Origin of the sequence: Anaerocolumna sp. AGMB13020 (assembly GCF_033100115.1) — a bacterium.
Taxonomy (GTDB): Bacteria; Bacillota; Clostridia; order Lachnospirales; family Lachnospiraceae; genus Anaerocolumna.
On the sequence record NZ_CP136910.1, the window covers coordinates 805,858 to 826,425 of the forward strand.

At 38.1% G+C, this 20,568-nt stretch carries 15 protein-coding genes; 4 read left to right on the forward strand and 11 right to left on the reverse strand.

The genetic code is table 11. From position 1 onward, the window contains the following. Nucleotides 1-80: 80 nt before the first annotated feature. The 5 genes from R2R35_RS03425 to R2R35_RS03445 form a co-directional block, all read right to left on the reverse strand. Nucleotides 81-2,183 (reverse strand): DUF6449 domain-containing protein, encoded by a 2,103-nt coding sequence (locus R2R35_RS03425; RefSeq protein ID WP_317733095.1) that lies wholly within the window; start codon nt 2,181-2,183, stop codon nt 81-83. After that, nucleotides 2,158-3,060 (reverse strand): ABC transporter ATP-binding protein, encoded by a 903-nt coding sequence (locus R2R35_RS03430; protein WP_317733096.1) that lies wholly within the window; start codon nt 3,058-3,060, stop codon nt 2,158-2,160. Before R2R35_RS03430 ends, R2R35_RS03425 begins: the two co-directional genes overlap by 26 nt. 1 nt (nt 3,061) lies before the next feature. Then, a complete protein-coding gene (locus tag R2R35_RS03435) occupies nt 3,062-3,427 on the reverse strand; it encodes a GntR family transcriptional regulator (protein ID WP_317733097.1) in 366 nt (121 codons plus the stop codon). A gap of 210 nt (nt 3,428-3,637) precedes the next feature. Next, nucleotides 3,638-4,396, reverse strand: a complete 759-nt coding sequence (locus R2R35_RS03440) for a radical SAM protein (protein ID WP_317733098.1) — start codon at nt 4,394-4,396, stop codon at nt 3,638-3,640. Between the two features lie 267 nt (nt 4,397-4,663). Next, entirely contained in the window at nt 4,664-6,664 is a 2,001-nt protein-coding gene (locus tag R2R35_RS03445; RefSeq protein WP_317733099.1) for a methyl-accepting chemotaxis protein, read from the reverse strand. 312 nt (nt 6,665-6,976) lie between these two features. On the opposite strand from R2R35_RS03445, the gene R2R35_RS03450 reads away from it, so the two are divergent. Then, on the forward strand, nt 6,977-8,551 hold the full coding sequence (locus tag R2R35_RS03450) for a helix-turn-helix domain-containing protein (RefSeq protein WP_317733100.1): 1,575 nt from the start codon (nt 6,977-6,979) through the stop codon (nt 8,549-8,551). 52 nt (nt 8,552-8,603) lie between these two features. On the opposite strand, the gene R2R35_RS03455 is transcribed toward R2R35_RS03450, so the two are convergent. The 3 genes from R2R35_RS03455 to R2R35_RS03465 all read right to left on the reverse strand — a co-directional run bounded on the left by R2R35_RS03455 (nt 8,604) and on the right by R2R35_RS03465 (nt 13,329). Beyond that, a complete protein-coding gene (locus R2R35_RS03455; protein ID WP_317733101.1) occupies nt 8,604-9,587 on the reverse strand; it encodes a D-isomer specific 2-hydroxyacid dehydrogenase family protein in 984 nt (327 codons plus the stop codon). A 694-nt stretch (nt 9,588-10,281) separates the two neighbouring features. Then, a complete protein-coding gene (locus tag R2R35_RS03460; RefSeq protein WP_317733102.1) occupies nt 10,282-11,469 on the reverse strand; it encodes a serine hydrolase domain-containing protein in 1,188 nt (395 codons plus the stop codon). Between the two features lie 603 nt (nt 11,470-12,072). Continuing rightward, nucleotides 12,073-13,329: an Nramp family divalent metal transporter gene (locus R2R35_RS03465; protein WP_317733104.1), complete on the reverse strand. Its 1,257-nt coding sequence runs from the start codon at nt 13,327-13,329 to the stop codon at nt 12,073-12,075. Between the two features lie 239 nt (nt 13,330-13,568). On the opposite strand from R2R35_RS03465, the gene R2R35_RS03470 reads away from it, so the two are divergent. From R2R35_RS03470 to R2R35_RS03480, 3 genes are all read left to right on the forward strand, one after another. Continuing rightward, on the forward strand, nt 13,569-14,717 hold the full coding sequence (locus R2R35_RS03470; protein WP_317733105.1) for an aldo/keto reductase: 1,149 nt from the start codon (nt 13,569-13,571) through the stop codon (nt 14,715-14,717). A gap of 142 nt (nt 14,718-14,859) precedes the next feature. Next, on the forward strand, nt 14,860-16,260 hold the full coding sequence (locus R2R35_RS03475) for a TrkH family potassium uptake protein (RefSeq protein WP_317733106.1): 1,401 nt from the start codon (nt 14,860-14,862) through the stop codon (nt 16,258-16,260). Between the two features lie 89 nt (nt 16,261-16,349). Then, entirely contained in the window at nt 16,350-16,994 is a 645-nt protein-coding gene (locus R2R35_RS03480) for a potassium channel family protein (protein WP_317733107.1), read from the forward strand. Between the two features lie 4 nt (nt 16,995-16,998). On the opposite strand, the gene R2R35_RS03485 is transcribed toward R2R35_RS03480, so the two are convergent. The 3 genes from R2R35_RS03485 to R2R35_RS03495 form a co-directional block, all read right to left on the reverse strand. Further along, nucleotides 16,999-19,068, reverse strand: a complete 2,070-nt coding sequence (locus R2R35_RS03485) for a Na+/H+ antiporter (protein ID WP_317733108.1) — start codon at nt 19,066-19,068, stop codon at nt 16,999-17,001. Between the two features lie 247 nt (nt 19,069-19,315). After that, nucleotides 19,316-19,849, reverse strand: coding sequence for a hypothetical protein (locus R2R35_RS03490; protein WP_317733109.1), 534 nt, complete (start codon nt 19,847-19,849; stop codon nt 19,316-19,318). Continuing rightward, nucleotides 19,840-20,460 (reverse strand): J domain-containing protein, encoded by a 621-nt coding sequence (locus tag R2R35_RS03495; protein WP_317733110.1) that lies wholly within the window; start codon nt 20,458-20,460, stop codon nt 19,840-19,842. The genes R2R35_RS03490 and R2R35_RS03495 overlap by 10 nt, the downstream gene beginning before the upstream one ends. Nucleotides 20,461-20,568: the final 108 nt, after the last annotated feature.

Genomic DNA, 20,568 nt, shown 5'->3' on the forward strand with positions numbered 1-20,568 from the left:
TAAAACTAGAGTGGAAAAGCTTCTCCACTCTAGTATTATACCATATTTTATAAATTAAAACACTTAAAGGAATTTTTCTGTTAATTTTTCCCTGACTCTGGATTATAACCGATGTCTTTTGAAATAAAATCCGGTATATTATCTTTGGAAAAATAACTGTAAACATAGGTTTCATTACCGTATTCATCAACACCTAATACTATATTGACCTCCAGATTATATTCCGGCTTAAACATTATACTATAGCTGTTCAAATAATTGGAAGGGATCGCTTTATCCAATATTTCCTGTATTTTTGTTTTCTCTTCATATACGTAAATATTTTCTTCCCCATTGTATGATTGTTCTTTCTCATAAACTTCCTTGGCAGAATCATATCCCTTGGTTCTGTCATATACAATTACTTTCTTCACCTGTTCTGCATTTATTGCTCCGTCTGCCTTAAATCCATGTGCCTCCAGGAATTTAAGTGTTTCGGTAAAGTTAGGGAGTATAAAATAATCAAATTCCCGGTTATTCGTAAATTTTAAGTTAAGAGTCGCTATTGGTTTATTTGCCTGAATATCTTTCAGAGAGAGTGAAGTCAGCTCATTTCTATAGATATCCAATAAATTGTCTATTTCCTCCTTGGTAAGAGTCAGACGCTTCTCCTCCAGAAATGTATTAGCGGAAACACTGGATATAGAAGCACTCTTCCATTGATATATAGGATAATAACCGGTCTTAAACTCTTTATTTGTATAAAGCTCAGAAAGCAATGAAAAATCATTGTCCTGAACGAACTGATAATTACGAGTTACCTTCTTCCCATTTTTCAGTTGGTAGGCAACTTGAACGCTGTAGTTCCCTACTGCATCTGCTGACTGCTCTTCATCAATGCCTTGAATACCAAGTTTTGCTATTTCATAAGCTGCATCAAAGGATTTCATCCGCATATATTTTTGCTGATAGTCAAAATTATTATAGTAATAGTCATAGGTTAACCCGTCTTCATTAATTTGCACATATCCCTTATCACTATCAAGTCCTGAGATCCAAATGCTCATCGATTCAACCTTGTCTTTCTCAGGTAAATAGGTATCATAATGAAATACATCAAATCGGAATATGCATACAATCAGAATAATTGTACCAGCTGCTGCTGCAAGCCCTTTTTTATGTGCGAAGGCCTTCTTTAAGTCAAACTGATAGATAATTTCTACGATTCCACCAAAAACGATGAAGACAAGTATCAGACCAAAAATCAGCCAGCCGTCTGTATTCATACTGGATACCTGCATAAAAATCAGCCCGCCTGCCAAAGTAACAGGTACCAGCATCAGAAATTTTATAATAGGTTTCGCAAGTTCAAAGGCCATTGCCTTTCCAGCTGCTTCAGAGGGGCGTTTCTTGTAAAGGAACAGAGCAAGAGCAACTAACAGCAATATTACGACCATAGTAAAGAATATACTTCGGCCAAAACCATCCGTATCTCCTCTGAGAAGCTGTATTGTCCTTTGAATGTATTTACCGATAGGAGATAAAAACACCAAAATGTTTCTCTCTGACAGATTCTTTTCTATAAAAGTATCAAAGAAACTGCTGTAATACATGCTCCGAACCAACATTAATAGTGGTCCGTATGCCAGAAAAACACAGGTACCAAGTATACTAACCACTCCATTACCAGTCAGCATTACCGCTATAATTGTTATCGTATAGATCAAGAGAAAATAAAGCAGATTCATTCCGAGTGCCTGGAGGCTGTTTATAAACACATCCATCCCCATATAACTTTTTGCAAACAATACAATATAACATAAAAACATATTAAACACATATGGAATCAGATACAATAAAACTCCATCCACAAATTGAACCGCGAAGAATCTCTCTCTTTTTACCGGCATACTGTGGTAAAAATCAACCTTCTTTTTGGAGTGAAGATAGAAAAATCCACTATACGCACAAATAAGCGCACCAATTATAGTAATAAAAAAATGCAAGGCATATCCGGGAGCCATGGATTGCAGAATATATGCTCTGGTGACATATATGTTTGTACTATCTGAATACCCTTCTATGGTTAAAGCCAGTAATACCGGTCCAAGGAGAAAGAACACAAGTAAAGACAAGGCTACCGACCACAATCTTCTCTTAAAATCTTCTTTTTGCAAATTAAAAAATGAGTTTCTTGATATCATAACCTGCCACCTCCGTCTCACTTATAAATATTTCTTCCAGCGATAAAGGAAGAACCTCTGAGAACACCGGATTCTTTCTCTCGATTTTAGCTATAATTTCTTCTCTGTTCCCTCTTGCTGTAATCGTATGAAGGGACCCTCTCTTCTCAGCTTTGATAATTTCAATTTCAGTCAGAATTTCTTCAATAGGTGTTTCTTCCTTAAATACACACTGAATTTTATGAATGCTGAGTTTCATATCAAAGAGGTCCTTCGATAACAGAATACCTCCTTTGTGAAGCACCCCCACATGGTCACAGATATCCTCAAGTTCCCGTAGATTATGGGATGCAATAACAGGTGTCATTCCTCTTTCGGAAATTTCTCTTGCAAACAGGCTCTTGACTGCCTGCCGCATAACCGGATCAAGACCGTCAAAGGTCTCATCGCAGAGAAGATATTTTGTGCCGGAGCAGATACCGCATAAAACCGTAAGCTGTTTCTTCATTCCTTTTGAAAAGGTGTTGATCTTTCTATTTCTATCCAAACCAAATTGATTTACCAGTTCTTCAAAACGAACCGTATCGAAAGCCGGATAAATAACCTTATAGTAATTGCTTAAGTCCTTCGGTGTACTGTTACTAAAAAAGTAAGTGTCATCCGAAATATAGAAAACAAGCCTTTTTGCATCCAGATTTTCAAAAACCGGGTAACCATCGATTTTAATCGTTCCTTCATCCGGTTTAATCACTCCCGCAACCATTCGAAGAAAGGTACTCTTCCCTGCTCCGTTGGTTCCTACCAGACCAAATACTTCCCCTTCCTTGATAACGGCTGTTATATTGTCTACAGCTTTAATGGTATCAAATCGTTTGGTTAGGTTATTTGACTCTATCATTTTATCCCTCCTTATATACTTCTTCAATTTCTGATATTATTTGTTCTTTTCCAATCCCCAAATCCTTTGCTTCTTTCAGAAAAAGATGTAAATCCTCAATAATCTCATTCTTCTTAACATCCAATAGATGTTCCGTATCTGATATAAAGCTGCCTCTTCCCTTAACCGTATAGATAAAGCCCTTTCGTTCCAATTCCATATAGGCTCGCTGTATGGTATTCGGATTTATTGACAGTTCTATTGCAAGATTACGGACAGAAGGAAGCTGTTCCTGGGGTTTTAACCCGCCTTTTAAAATTAAGTCCTGAAATCGTTCTTCCACCTGCTCATATATTGGCCTGCGATCTTTGTAGTCAATAATTATCATTAGGCTCTCCTTTCTTCTCAATTACACCAAGTGTACTATCACTATTAATACACTTAGTATAATTAAATAGAAGCCAGTTGTCAACCGGCTTCTATTAGAATGTATTTTATTATTTTATTTGAGTTTATTTTATTACCTTACTTTATATATCTGAATAAAGTCAAGACACTACTCCCCCACTTTATGAGTAAGCGTTGTTTCTATAAGTACTCAAACCTCACCTGAGTATGATTTTATTATATCCAAAATACAATTTTTATATATGTTTCCATTCAGAACATCTCCGTTAGGTTTAAAACAGAGAGACCAGACATCTCTTGGATCATCACTATACGGATTAACATACTCTATATTTTCATCGAAATACTCACTTAAATACTTCTTTGCATTTCCTTCAGGCCAAATAACATTGCCTGATGACACTGCAAATCCCTTTTCAGTAAAATTCAAAAGAATCTCTCTTGTCCTTTTATTATATAGATTATCATCCTCGTTACTCACAAGCCATGCGGGATGAAGCTTAATCAATATCCCCTCATCTTTTGCGCAATCGGCAAAGAATCTGACAAACTCTAAAGGTATTGTTTCCTCATGGAATGCATCCACCGAAAGCATGATATAATTCAAACCACTTTCAGCCAACATATGTGCAACTTCCTTTATTCTTTCTTTACTTTTGCTAAAGAAACCATTCGTAATCATTTCTCTTTGGGGTATTCCGGCTTCAGTTGCAGCTGCATGAATCTTGCAAACCTCCTCTGGATATAACAACGGTTCTCCTCCAAATGTCATTAAAGATTGTATCTGATAATTAGAACATATATCTCTTATTGCTTTTGAGACACAATCACCCTTAATATGATCTCTAAAAGCACGAGGTTCACCTTGGGAACAATGCTTACAGCGACCTGTACATGCCATTGTTACTACAAACTCAATTCTATTTAAATTCTTAAAATATTCATTCATTATAAACGCCTCACAATCAAAAATATTTTTTTATTTTTATATTCTTGAAGGATGCAGTTCTGACAACATCAGCAAAGCCTACAATTAATCTCGATACAACCTGCTGTCAATTTTAGAACTGCATCGAGTAATTAATTCGTTTTCTCATCTGAATTCTCCTTCTGTATTAATATTCATAAATTAATTATTGCAATATAATACATTATATATCAGCATCCATATATATCCAATACCAAAATGAAATCTTTTTCTTTATTTATCGTACAATTACACCTTAAACTGATTCACCAATTCATTTAACTTCTGCGCCAGATCAGACAAACTGCTTCCGGCTCCAGCGATTTCTTCCACCGAAGCACTCTGTTCCTCCATGGCGGCTGCTGCCTGTTCGCAAGCAGCTTTATTCTCCTGGGCAATACTTTCAAGCTGGTGTATTACGACCCCGATATCTTTTGTTGCGTTATCCATATCTGCTTCCGAAGTCTTTAAATACTTAACAGCTGTTTTGGATTGTTCCATCTCTTCTGCTATGCTGCTGTATTTAAGCCGGTTACTTTCCACACTCTTTTTCTGTTCATCAAAGATTTCTTTGACTTTTGCCATGGTTTTTACCGCATTATCAGTATTGTTCTGGAGTTCCTGAACAATCTCAGATATCTGATTGGTGGAATCGGCTGATTCCTCAGAAAGTTTCTTAATTTCTTCTGCCACTACAGAAAATCCCTTTCCGGCTTCTCCGGCTCTTGCGGCTTCAATGGAAGCGTTTAAAGATAAAAGACTGGTCTGTGCTGCTATCTCCTTGATGACATTACTGGCTTTGTCTATTTTGACAGAGCTCTCATTGGATTTTAGGATTACTTTATAGATTTCTATAAGAGCTTTCGTTGCAGCGGCAGTTATAGCATCCAGCTGCTGTATTTCTGTAACGCCTTCTTCAACCACTTTTGTAATTCTAGCAGAAGTTTGATTAACATTATCAATACTGGTCATTACCTGACTGATACTTGATTTTAATAATTCTGCCTTCTGATTACCTTCTTTGGTAATACCTGCCTGATTGGCTGCTTCATCCGATATATCTTCTATGGTCCTGTTTATCTGCTGTGAGGATGCGGCTGTCTCTTCTGAGGTTGCCATCAATTCCTCTGAGGCAGCGGACATATCCTGCGCAGCAAGATGGATATCCTTTATAACATACCTGAGTCTCTCTCCTATATTTTGCATAGCCTTTGCCAATTTTCCAGTCTCGTCTTCTTTGCTTAATAACTTTGCCGGTACGTTCTGCGTAAGGTCCAATTCTGCAATTCTAGAGGAATATTCAACGGCCGTTATTATCGGCTTTGTTATTGTCTTGCCTATTATATATGATATTACCATACTTACAGCCACGATAACTAAAATGATACTAATCATTAGTTTATATAATAAGGGTAATTCAGCCAGGAAATCACTTTGAGGAGAAGCCATAACAAAGGTCCAGTCCGTACCCTCGATGGCGGCATAACCACTATGTATGATTCTTCCATTGTAAGCATAGGAATCCACTCCTGTCTTATGACTGAGAGCTGTCTGAAAGAAAGCGGCTACCGATTTCAGACTACTATCTGTTTCTGACTGTTTGGCAGGAGTGAATTTATCCTTTACCATACTTTCATCGGGATGTCCTACAATCGTTCCCTGTTCGTTTATAATATAGGCATAACCATTCTCTCCATAGGCTATATCTTTGACCATTGTACTTAATAGTCCACCTTCAGCAACTCCTAAAATGCCACCTTCCGGTTTGCCGGCTTTCATTATAGGAACCAAAACATACAGTAGCTGCTCTCCGGTTCCGGAATCTTCCTGAAAATCAATCTTTCGTTCTCCGGCTGTTACAGCCTTCCCAATGGAACTGTCAGATTCCAGATTAACACCAGAACCATCCTCATAGGTTAGAACGCCGTCTGCTCCAACGATACCAAGTCTGATAAATTCACTATTCTCCTGCTCTTCTTTCAGGTACTCCTGCTGTTCTGCACTGTTCCCATTTATGGCAGGAACTCTGGACATTGCTTGAAGAGATGTTATCAAATTTCCAAATCTGGCGCTTTCTACCTTGGCTCCTTCAACAGCAAGGGCTTCCAGTGACTTTTCGGCCTCTTTGATAATAAGGTATTTTGCCACATTTTCAGCCATGAATCCCAATGTGGTACATGAAATAATAATCAAGATTGTATAATTCAAAATCAACTTTGTCTTGATGCTTTTAATAACCAGCTTTTTCATATGTTGCCTCCTTTTATGTATATTTATCTTGTCATAATAAAAGTATTTTTGATAATTATATAAATTATTTGTAATATTTGGTACTATTTATAACATTTTGTCATTGACCTGGCATTGACAGTTTACCGAACTGATAATAGTATGCCTGTTACTCCCTTGACAAAGAATACCCCAAAGGCTAGAATAGGTAAGGATAATCGCACAGGAATAGAACAACAAATATGCCACCATAACGAAGACTATTCAACCTTCTTATGATGGCATTACTTTTTAAAACAGACGGAATATTTTTTGTTGAAGGAAGGTTTTTATATGACGAATGATATGACTTTTGGCAAATGCCTGAAATCACTACTGGCGGTGTTAGACATCAGTATGAATCGGCTGGCCAAAGCATTGAACGTGGATAGTTCCCTTGTTAACCGATGGGTGCATGAAGTCAGGGTCCCTTCCTATAATACTTTGTATATCGAAAATATTGCAGAATATTTATCCAGATATACAATGAACACAGTTCAACTGGAGCGGATAGAAGAATTATACCAGCAATTTTCCTTCGGCCTGGTTCCTGATATATCAACAAAAGAAAAAATCAAAAAAATGCTTCTGGAATCTCAGGGTGTCAGCCTGGAAAAAAAGAAAAACAATAGTAAGTCAGATAAAACACAAAAGGAAGAGCCACCCTTGTCTCTTAGCAGCAGTACCATCAAGGATCCTACCCTGTCCTTTTCACCGGAAGACAGAATAATAATCGGAACAGAAAATATACTGATAACCATAAGCACGCTATTCGAAAAGGCCAGCAGATCAAAGAAAGCATCTGGAAAACGTATAATATATATAACATTACTAAATAATTTATTTTCCAGTAGAGACACTCCCTACAATGATATTTTATTGGAATTCAGGGAAAATCTGAAAAAAGCAGCATTAAGCGGCTGGCAAATAGTTATATCCTTAAAACTTAGCCTGAATCTGAAGCAAAATACAGACTTTATTCTCTTCCTGTTTCCTGTTATTGCAACGGGAAGAGTACGCCTCCTTTATTCGCCGGTTAATTTGATTTCTTTGGAGCGAGATATGTGTGTTGTTACCGGCATTGCTGCTTTGTCCAGCTTTCCAACCCAAACAGACTCCCTGGTGGAGACTTGTTTTTATTTGGTAAATAAATCAGCTATCGAGATTTATTCTGATTATTGCCATCATCTTGCTGAAAACCGTATGGAAGAGCTGTTCACTTATTACAATGCCTCTCAAACTCCTCAGTTTATGAAACAGTTATATGCTGTCAACAAATATTGCACCCTGTTGTTAAATTATAACTACGGTTTAAGTTTGTTCCTTCCTCTTCCTATACTAAAGAAAATCCTAACTAGAAATAACGTGACACCGACAAGCCGCCAGCAGGTTATAGAACTCTTTACGAATAACCTCAAAGAACGAAAGCAGCTCAATAAAACGATCAGCTACCGTAATATATTTGATGCTGAACTGTTATTACATATTATATCCACCAGAACACTGTGTATTTATACAGAAAACGGAATACTGAAGGCAGAACTGGATAAACAGGATATTCTTCAATTCCTTGAGAATTTTATAGAATTTCTAAGAAAATCGGAAAGTTATGAAATAGCTGTTCTATATGATAAGCCCCTGACTGTTAATGAGAAACCCCTTTATTTTTCTCTGAAAGGGAATGAAACATTATGCTTTGAAATGCCTGGTTCCAAAGACAGCATAAAAGGTATTGTGACGGAACCTCTAATGATTAAATCTGTTGAAATGTATTTTCAAAATTTATGGTCGGAAATATCTCCCCTGAACAAAGACAAAGATACTATAATTGCCTGGCTTCACTCTCATATGAAACAACTCCTTTTGTAAGAACAGGCTAATGGGTTACTTATCCCTTAGCCTGTTCTTATAATTTGCCCTTTTATCCTATTTCCTGGGTGCAGCAGCCGGTCAGGTGTAAGTCTAATATCCCTTCAATTCCCCAGGTCATCATACTATCAATATTAGCTCTGGTATAGAAAGCCATATGCTGAGTCATTACAACATTGGGAAATTGTCTTAAGTACACCATATCCCTATTCTTTAATATATCATTTTTTCTGTCTGCATGATAAATTCCCTCTTCTTTCTCAAAGACATCAAGCCCCAGTGCTCCAATCTTCTGAGATTCAATTCCTTCAGTAAGGGCTTCTATATTCATCAATTCACCTCTTGCCGTATTAATTAAGATAACTCCCGTTTTCATATTGTTTATCGCCTTTTTGTCAATGAAATATCTGTTTTCCTCTGTCAGCGGAACATGGAGGGAGATAATATCAGAAAGTCTGTAAAGCTCCTCAAGCGTTACATATTCCACGTATTTTTTCAGTTCTTCTTTTTCAGTTCGATTATAGGCTATGATTTTACAGCCGAAACCTGACAGGAGCTTTATTACCTCCTGCCCGATACAACCAGTTCCGATAATCCCTACCGTCTGGTTACCAAGTTCCTGTCCGGTAAGTCCCTGCAGTGAATAGTCATTCACATTCTGCCTCCACATGGCAGGTTTGTAGTTTCTTAAAGTCAGAAGCATGAGCATAACTGCAAACTCTGCAACGCCTTTGGGCGGATAACCGGCATTACACATCTTAAGTCCGATTTCTTTCCCATATGCCACGTCAATATGATTATATCCAACCGTTCTTGTGGATATGTATCTGACCCCCAAGTTCTTCAGTCCTAGCAGTAAACTTTTATCTAATTTACTTCTCCCAAGTATTGTTACCCCCTCACAACCGGCTGCCAGCTTTAAGGTTTGCTTGCTTAAGGCTTTCCCTGTAGTGACCAGCTCCAGCCCATGCCTCCCTTTTAAATCCTCCAGCTTCTTTTTCTCATCCTGTCTAAGTTCAAATACTGCTATTTTCATACTAACACCAATTGTATATCCCTGGTAAACAAAGGATACTGCCACAGATAAAAGAGAGTGAAAGAAGCTTTACATGGCAGCCTTTCAATTTTTATTTTCTATCACTCTTAGTCATGTCTTCTCTCCCTCGAAATATTGAGCTGAAAGCATATATTATGTGTAAAAGATGATTCTCTTTACCGAGTTAAAGCCAAAAAGAAAGACGGGCTGTTTTAGCCCGTCTTAATTAAATACAACTGTATTAATTTGTCTCATGGAATAGATCAAAGGAATCACCCTTTATATTTTTTATAACTTCATTATACATGGATTTGAATTTTTTTCAACTTTTTATTTTGTGTATTAAAGTAGGTTATCACAAGGGGACGGCAAATTGTACAAACCAGAAAGAACTCATGCTTCCATTACAAGGTATAAGAAGTCCTAATTTCTCTGAAGATTTTGTGCTTGTCATAATGTAAGACAGATAACTCGCTGTGATACGCTCAGACAATCTGTCTTACATTATAGCACAAAATATTCAGAGAAAAGGACTTCTAATACCTTTCCATAGGCGCATTCATTCTTTCTGGTTTGTACTATTCACCTGAAATCGGATAAAACAAAGTTTTTGATACCTGGTAAACAATACTCGTATAAGAATAAATATGAAATATATTTTCTATATTATCACAAGTGTTTTATAAATAGAATGTTATTCACTGCAGCTGCTTATAATGATATTACGTAATTTCCTTGTAATCTCCATGGTTCCGGCGTCCTTCTTCTGTATCATGAACAGAATCGTCAGATCATCAGCAGGACAATTGCAGAAATAACAGCCAAGCCAGCCATCCCAGCCATATTCTCCGGGACTTCCAATGGTTCCGGCTTTTGTGGTGTCTGTCATTATCCTCATAAGATTTCCATAACTGTGGCCTTCTAAGGTTGTCCAGGGAACCAGCCCCTCATACTGTATTTCGTTCAGGGTCTTGGTGGTGAGATACTCAACGGTTCTTTTTCTTAGTATCCGGGTTCCCTCATAGGAGCCTCCGCTCATTAACATCGCTGCAAATTTTGCGTAATCATCTATTGTTGATACCAGTCCCGCACCGCCGGATTCAAAAGCCGGTTTTCGATCCATCGGCTGAATAATCCCCAAATTATTATCGGTATAAAGGGTTAAGCCGCCTGCTTCATCAGCTCCATATGTACATACCAGCCTGTTCCTCTTTTCCTCTGGTACGTAAAACCCGGTGTCCTTCATCCCAAGAGGAACAAATATTTCTTTCTCCAGAAATTCACCAAAAGGCATTCCACTTACGACTTCAATAACTGCACCTAAAACATCTGCACTGGTACCATAGCTAAAGAAGGAGCCAGGATGATAAGCCAAGGGACATTTGCCGAGTTTATTTGCAATTTCTATGGTACTGAGGGCATTTTCGGTAAATAACTTTTTATCGATTTCAGCAAATACCTTACTGGTAGCTATTCCCGCCAGATTCTCTCCTCCGTAAAGCAGCCCTGAGGTCATATTTAACAAGTCCTTAACGGTAACCTCACTTTCAGCTTTTACAAGAGTTCCATTGTCATCTACCATCTGATTACGAAATCCCTCAAGATACTTACCTACGGATTCATAGAGATCAAGTTCCCCTCTCTCAACTAAAATCATTGCAGCCGCAGCTGTTACAGGCTTTGACATGGAATAAAGTCTGAAAATAGTATCTCTTTTCACAGGACGTTTCTCTTCAATGGAAGCTAATCCGTCTTCATGATAGAAAATCTCCTTACCGCCTTTTACTATTAACAGGTTTCCGCCTGCGATTTCTTTCTTCTCGATTGCTTTTAAGATGGCCTTCTTTACCTGTAAGGTTTCTGCTTCACCAAACATATCCATAATCCTCTTCTCTTCTATTGTTCAGTTTACACTAATAACCAATAAGCTCTGTTAATAAGCTGTAAACCCTTCTGTTACTACATAGAATTATAACTTTGCCTTCTATTTATTGCAACAGTATTATTTACGACAAAATGAAGTATCCGAATGATATTGTCATTAAGTTCCTACCCTATATAACACTCACTCTGACTTAAACCTCTTTAAATAATCAAATCTCCTGTTTACAAGACTTTCATTATTATAGGATTTTTATATCTAATTTCTATAACTAAATAAGAATTCTAATAAAATATCAAGCAGTACTATCAACATAGCTTTAATTAATTTTCAGGCAGTTGTATAAAATAGATAAAATTCATACGCCTATGGAAATGTATTAGAAGTCCTTTTCTCTGATGCTTTTGTGCTATAGTCTCAAACAGATTGTCTGAGCGAAGCGAGTTATCTGTTTGAGGCTATTTCCAGCACAAAAGTATCAGAGAAATCAGGACTTCTTATACATTGGAATGAACGTTTGAATTTTATCTATTTTATGCAATTGCCGTCCCCTTTAAAAAAACTACCCATTATATCCTTACAATCCCCCCAGCAACTTCCCTTTTACAGATAACTAACCAGCAGCATTACATTCAAAACCGTCAGTACGAAAGCAATTAACCACAATACAATATTATTCAGAAAACTGTTCTTATAATTCCCCATAACCTTCTTTGAGGAAGTCAGGTATACTTGTGTAATTACAGTAATCGGCAGCTGAATGCTTAGCAGCATCTGACTATATACCAATCCTTTAAAAGGATCCTTTATCAGAAAAATAACAACCGCCGCCAGTGTCAGTATTCCTGCAACTCCAATTTTGGTATGTCTGTCCCTGATATCATATGGCTCTCCGAACATCCCTGCAAATATGGTTCCCCCTGCCATTCCGGCAGTCATGGTTGATGATATTCCCGCAAACAGTAAGGCTACACCAAATAACACGGCTGCAAAGCTTCCAACCAGAGGTACCAGCATCTGCTGTGCCTGACCAAGCTCAGACACCTTGATTCTCTGGGAAAAGAAAGTAGTAGCGGCAAGTATAATCATTGCACTGTTAATTGCCCACCCGATTATCATGGAAAATAAAGTATCCAAAAACTCATAACGCAGCTGTCTTTTTATAACAGCCTCTTCCTCTAAATTCCACTGCCTGCTTTGTATGATTTCCGAATGAAGAAATAGATTATGGGGCATTACAACCGCACCTAATACTGCCATAATAACGGGCATGGAGCCATGGGGAAATTGTATGACTGTCCATCCCCTGACAGCTTCTCCCCAGCTGATATGTACCACACTTAATTCATATAGAAAGGATATACCGATTATGGATACAAACCCAACAATAACTTTTTCAAGCTTTTTATAGGAGTTGGAGTATAGCAATAGAAGGATTACCGCTAATATGATTACCGCTCCTGCTTTAACCGGAACACGAAATAACAGATTAAGTGCAATTGCACCTCCTAAGATTTCTGCCATGGCCGTAGAGATTGCAGCCACCAGCGCAGTGGTAAGTACTGTCTTTGATAACCAGGGTTTTAAATGCCTGTTGGCGGCCTCTGACAGACAGTCACCGGTAACAATACCAAGGTGAGCAACATTATGCTGCAGCAGAATCAACATTATAGTAGACAAGGTAACCATCCATAATAACTTATATCCATAATCAGAACCTGCTGCTATATTGGAAGCCCAGTTTCCCGGATCGATAAAACCTACAGTAACCAACAGTCCCGGGCCGATATATCCCAGCAATTCCTTTAAACCAAAGGAAGGCTTATGACCTTTTGTATTTAATAAATTCTTAAATTTCATATTTATTACGCCTCTTTTCTAAATGTCACCTGAATCTATGACTAATGTAATCCTCTGCAAAGTTAATGTCAATCCTTCTTCTGTAAGAAAGCCTAAAATTACTCTTGACTATGGCTATCATTAACCTATAATACAGTTATACTGTATATATTTAGCTTTAGTTCTTCCTTTGCTGCGTGTAAAGGATAGTTGGTTTAATTAACATTGAATATCCAAGGATATCAAGAAAAGAGGTAAGCATGCAATACCGTATTAACCCGAAAAACGGAGATGAAATTTCTGTCCTGGCATTTGGCTGTATGCGTTTTAAACGAGACGAAAAAGAAACAGAACAACAGATAATAAAAGCAATTGAAATGGGTGTAAATTACTTTGATACTGCCTACATATACCCTGGCAGCGAAGCCACTCTGGGCCGTATCTTATCAAAGGGCTACCGCGATAAAGTGAAAATCGCAACCAAACTCCCACCTTATCTAGTTAAGAAAAAAGAAGATTTCGACAAAATATTTCATACCCAGCTGGAAAGGCTGAAAACGGATTACATCGACTATTACCTTATACATATGCTTCCCAATCTGGATGTATGGCAAAGGATGATAAGCCTTGGAATTGAAGAATGGATAGAGGAGAAAAAAGCGAAGGGCCTGATTCGAAATATCGGTTTTTCTTATCATGGCGGACAAGAGGAATTTGTTAAAATCGTTGATGCATATCCCTGGGAATTTTGTATGCTCCAGTACAATTACTATGATGAATTTAACCAGGCAAGCAAAAACGGACTGCTCTATGCAGCGGATAAAGGACTTCCTATTATGATTATGGAGCCCTTAAGAGGAGGCAAGTTAGTCAATCTTCCCAAGGAGGCTTTACAAGTATTCGACGAATCCGAAGAGAAGCATTCACCAGCTGAATGGTCCTTCCGCTGGCTGTGGAATCATCCCCAGATATTAACGGTGCTCTCCGGTATGAACTCACAGGAAATGCTTCAGGCCAATGTTGCTTCTGCCTGCCTGGCTCAGGCTGATATCATCACTGACAAAGAAAAAGAACTGTATAAAAGAGTAAAGGATGTCTTAAACCGCTCCTTTTTAGTTCCCTGTACCGGATGTGCTTATTGTATTCCATGTCCTCATGGGGTTGATATCCCTATGTGCTTTACCTGCTATAATGAAACTGCTGTAACCAGAAAAATCTCCGCCCGCTTCAATTATATTGTACGAACAGCCGGACATAATTCCTCCAAATGTGTGGGCTGCGGATTATGTGAAAAGCACTGTCCTCAGAGCATTGCCATACGTAAGGAATTAAAAGCCGTCACTGCTTCCCTGGAGAGCTTTCCCTATAAACCCATGGCCGCCTTTATGAACCGTTTTATGAAGCATTAATTCTCTCGTCTCATCTTAATAATTTTTAAACTTGTTTTAATTATAATATAATGGTAAATAGATATTATGGATTTGACAAATATATTCGCACAACATATAATAACTAACATTGAACAATTGATAAATGATAGGAAGAGACGTAATGAAAATTAAAACACTTGTACTACGGTTTAACAACAAATTATCACCATCACAGACTATTGTTATCAGCTTTGTACTGTTACTGTTGGTTGGTTCAATTTTATTGTATTTACCAATTTCCAGACAAAGCGGTGTCGAGGTATCATATCTGGATGCTCTCTTTACAACCACTTCAGCTGTTTGCGTAACCGGATTGGTAACCCTTACCACCTCTGCCACCTGGAGTATTTTTGGAAAAATAGTTATACTGTGCCTGATACAGTTAGGCGGGCTTAGTTTGATAACCATTTTTACCTTTTTTCTTATTCATATAGGAAAAAAAGTTACTCTAAAAGATAGATTGGCAGTACAATCAGCTTTTAATATTCAGACGCTTAGTGGCATGGTTAAATTTGTAAACCTTGTAATCCGTGGTACATTCATCATAGAAGGAATAGGAGCCGTTTTCTTATTTGTATTTTTCTTACAGCAGAAAATGGTATGGTATCAAGCCTTGGCATTTGGTATTTTTCATTCTGTCTCTGCCTTCTGTAATGCTGGATTTGATATTATCGGAGAGTTAGGTATGATACCTTATGTGGACAGCATCATACTAAACCTTACTATTATGTCCCTGATTATCTTGGGAGGTATTGGTTTTTCTGTCTGGAGAGATATTCACTTAAAAGTCCAAGCTATGCTTTCACGCAATAGCAGAAAAAAGTTATATCTTTCTCTCCATACAAAACTGGTTCTAATCAGCACCGTTACTTTGATTATTGCCGGAGCTTTGTTGATTTATTTCTCAGAATATTCCAATCCGGGAACACTTGGTAATTTAAGCCAGGGTAAGCGAATACTAGCAAGTTTCTTTCAATCTGTTACATTAAGGACTGCAGGATTTGCTACTATTCCTCAGAACGAATTAAACGACACCTCTAAGATGATTTCTTGTATACTTATGTTAATCGGAGGGTCACCTGGTGGAACAGCAGGCGGCATAAAGACAATAACTGTGGCTATCATTATATGTAGTGTCATAAGTACCATAACAGGCTGTAGAAACATTACATTGTTTCACCGTACAATACCAGTTGTTACATTGCAAAAAGCGATAGCTGTAGTCGTAATCATGTTGATACTTTGGCTGAGCGGTACTGTCCTTTTATCTTTCACGGAAAGATATTCGGCTTTTGACCATACACCGATGGATATATTATTTGAAGTAGCCTCAGCACTCGGAACGGTTGGATTAACAACGGGAATAACGCCATATCTCTCGGCTCCGGGAAAGCTTATACTGATTGTATTTATGTTTATAGGAAGACTAGGTCCTATTGCTCTTCTATTATCCATAGCCAGCCGTAATAGTGAGATTAACGGACGAATAAACTATCCTTCTGAGGATATTATGATTGGATAGCTTTGTAATAAAATGATATACATTAGATGGTTTTTAACAACTGATTAACGAATATCTACTTGAGATTGATATTCATGAAAGAGGATATTATGAAAAAATTTAGAATTAGCCATAATACGCAATTTGCTGTTTTAGGCTTAAGCAAGTTTGGAAAAGGACTGACACAAGCTCTTACTGACAACGGTTATCATGTACTATGCTGTGATATAGATGAACAGATTGTGCAGGAAAATCTTCACATAGCAACCCATATTATACAGGCTGATGCCTCTGATAAAGCCGTTTTAGAAAAAATAGGTATCAGCAATTTTGATGTTGTAATTATTGCTTTCGGCAGAGATTTTGAATCTGCTGCAGTTACCGCAACTATACTAAAAGAATTAAAAGTAAATTATATTATTGTAAAAGCCAATGGAATAAGGCAAAAACAGATTTTTGAGTCGATTGGTGTAGATAGGGTAATCCTGCCTGAAAAAGAGATGGGCGAAAGAGTTGCTTATAGTTTAATTACCAATGATTTAATGGATTCCATACATCGATCAGATAAATACGATATCATTGAAATGAAGCCTCTCCCTGAATGGGAGGGGAAAAGTCTTGATAAGCTAAGGCTCAGGCAGACAGAAGCCATTAATGTGATCGCAATTATCAGGGAAAACGAAGTTATGGCAGTTCTGGATGCGAAGACCGTCCTGCTGCCAAAGGACGATCTGATCGTCTTAAAATCCAGGTAAGCCTTTATAAGTCCTGGTTTTTAATCTGTAATTCCATTAAAGCTATATTATTCCGAAGTTTCCTGACGGTATCTCTGGATATCCTCCCTGCTTCAAACATTGCCTGGATACCATCCCTTTCTATTTGAAAGCCTAAGGACACCAGATCTGTCATATCCCCCGCCTCCGAAACAGCAAGCTGGTCCTCGGAGGCGGGCAGTTCTTTCATATGATTTCCTTCTCCTTCCAGCTCCGTTTTATCCATAAATGCTGCTATTTTTTCTAACATCATAGCTTCCAGTCGTTCATACTCTGCAATTAGTTTGTTAATGCTCAGGTTCTTCTCCTGTTTTTTCTTCTCATAAAGCTTTGCCAATACATATTGGCTGTTGAGCTTACGAAGTTTGGCAATCTGCAAGCGGTTCTCATAAATAATTTCTCTTTTCTGGCTAAAGGCTTTCATACGTTTGAAGTTACGTATAAGCTGCCTGAGAAACGCCACCTTAAAGCCTCTTCGCTTTGTGGTATTTCTCTCTTTGATTTCACCTAAAATCTGAAGATATTGATATGCAGTCTTATCTTCTATTACTTTATTCTGAAGTAGCTTATTGGTATTCTCAATTTCCCAATTAAGCACCTGGTCTCTTAACTGTATTTCTTCTTCAAACAGCCCGTTTCCTGCGTAATTTCTATTTCTTAGCTCTTCTGCTCTCAGGATATAATTCCTTGTCACTTTGCTCATTTCAAAACGGTTATTTTCGTCCACCAGATTATTTAGCTGTTTTATTACACGCTCAATAATCTCAAGGCATGCCTCTCTCTCCTCCTCATCGCTTTCAAGGGGTACCTCTTCTTTGAAGAAAAGCGGCAACAGAAAATTTGCTATCAGCAGGGAAAGAAGGATAACCCCCGCTGCCAAAAAGATAATAAGATCTCGTTGCGGAAAATTACTTTCATCCTTAAGGAAAAAGGGTAGCGAAAGTGTTGTTGCCAGCGTTACACTTCCTCTGACACCTGACATACTGATTACCAGGCTTTCTTTTATACTGCCAAGTTTCTTTTCCCCGTTCCCCTCCTCCCGCTGACCTTCGCTTACTATAAAATAAGACCATAAGAAACGAATAAGCATCATCGCTAAAGTTATAACCAGAATGTAGCCAATAATTTTTAAATTATCAAAAGAAATATCATACCAGATGGTATTAATGATTTCTGGAAATTGCATTCCTAATATAACAAAAACTAACCCGTTTAATATAAAGGTCAGTGTGGACCATACACTTTGGGAAGCAATCTTAAGGGTTGCCAGTTCAGGATTTAATCTTCTGCTTTCAATAGAATGGATGACACCGGAAATTACAACTGCAAGGATTCCGCTTACATGAAGCTCCTCAGCAGCCATAAAGATAAGAAAAGGGGTAAGTATACCAATCAGTAGATGGAAGGTAACATTCTCCATTCCCAGTATGCGAACCCACTTTACGATAAGGTATTTTAAACCCGTAAGAACAGCACCTACCATTACTCCCCCGAGCGCTACATATAGGAACTCGATTCCTGCGTGAAGCAATGAGAAGGAACCAGTAACCATAGCAGCTACCGCAAACTGAAAGCTTACGATACCAGAGGCATCATTAATAAGTGCTTCCCCCTCCAGGAGATTCATAATAGAATGCGGTATCTTTATTCTCTTGCCAAGAGAACCAACAGCCACTGCATCTGTTGGTGCCAAAGCTGCTGCCAGTGCAAAAGCTGCCGGCAGCGGAATTGACGGAATCATAAAATGAATCAGATAACCGGCTGCCAGCACTGTAAAGAACACAAGGCCCAGACCCAGCATAATAATTGGCTTTCTTAGCTCCCAAAGTGATTTCTTATCTGCCTGCATACCGTCATGGAACAATAACGGTGCCAGAAACAGTATTAAAAAAAGCTCGGGGTCAAGGGTAAAATGATACACGGAAGGAAATAAGGATATTATTACACCTAATATGATTTGAATTACTGGAACAGAAAAAGAAGGAAGAAATCGATTCAATATATTCGATAACAGTATTGCTCCAAGCATCAGGAGCACACCATAGAATAGTTCCATATTAATACCATGCCTTTCTCACCACGTACAACCCTTCAATATCAGGAATAAAGCCGTGTGTGAAATGTTCTTATGTGCTTGCTTATTTTTCTTGAATCTTTTATGAATTTCATCTATAAAGAAAATTCCCTTTTAAAAATAGTACTTCCCCCATTCATATGAGAGAACAATTTAGATTAAAATGAAAAGAGGCACCTTAGCTGAGCTGCCGCTTCAGGCAGTCGCTCAAGTACCCCATATATCCAGTTTACAGCTTCAGCTTTGTTCTCACTCTTTCCCAGATATTCCCTTGAAAGTATCTGTATCCTTTATCATATAAAAACAAAAGTATCTGTCCGCCAGCAAACATTAAAAGCAGTAATCTGGTGTCAATTTTCCCAGTATAGATAAGGCTTGGAAATAATAACAGCATCGGTATAAAAAGCAGGTTAAAAATCAGATACTTTAAAACCCACAGCAGTTTACCCCGTACTGCCGTACTATTAACCACAAGAAGTTTATCATAGATGCACTCTGCCGCAAGTAAATAGATTGCCATAGCTCCATAAGTTATACAATACAATTTATTGGGAGCCAGAAAGAAACCAAGTGCTATACTTCCGATTAAATACCCAAATCCCATAGCTGCACCGGCTTCTCTTACGGCTATGCCAACCCCAAAGGACGCCGCTGCCAGTAGAAAAAGGGTGTTAAATTCTAATATACCGCTTAATACTATCAGCAATACGGTGACTGCCAGCAGCAGTCCGAGAAAAGTCAATTTCCTCGTGCTTAGAAACATCCGCACAAATCCCCTCCCATACATTCACATAAGGAATCCGCAATACATAAATCACAGCAAAAATTACCGCTGCCACAGCCGCCTCCATAACCGCCATAGGACTGCTGTCTGGTATTGTCATAACGTCTGCCCTGCCAATCCATCTGATTCAGCAGGTTTCTGTATTCTACATTATTCGGTTCCATGTTAACGGCTTCTCTTGCATGATTTAAAGCCACATAATTATTACCCGTCTGGGCATTGGCAATAGCACTGTAATAATACCATCTTGCCGTTCTTGGATAAATATTGCTTAAGGTATTAAGTGCCTCTCTGTAACGTCTTCCGTTCAGATAATTGTATACCGTATTGAGCTCTGCTGAATCACCGGAGCTTCCTTCAGGTCTTCCGTAACCGGAACTGCTGCTGCTGTAACCACCTTCTCTTTCCTTCATGATCTGATCATAGGCAGCCTGCACTTCCTTGAATTTCTCTGCGGCAAGATCTGACAATGGATTGTCCACATTGGAATCCGGATGGTATTTTCTGCTTAATTCCCGGTACGCTCTTTTTACTTCATCATTGGATGCATTTGGAGATACTCCTAAGGATTTATAAGGATCTGTTATCATTTTATTTACACCTGTAGCTTGCTAATAGGAAGCAACCTATTCCTTTGTTTATGATTAAATTATAAGTTTTTATTATTTTACCATTTCAAAGCACATTTGACAACTTTT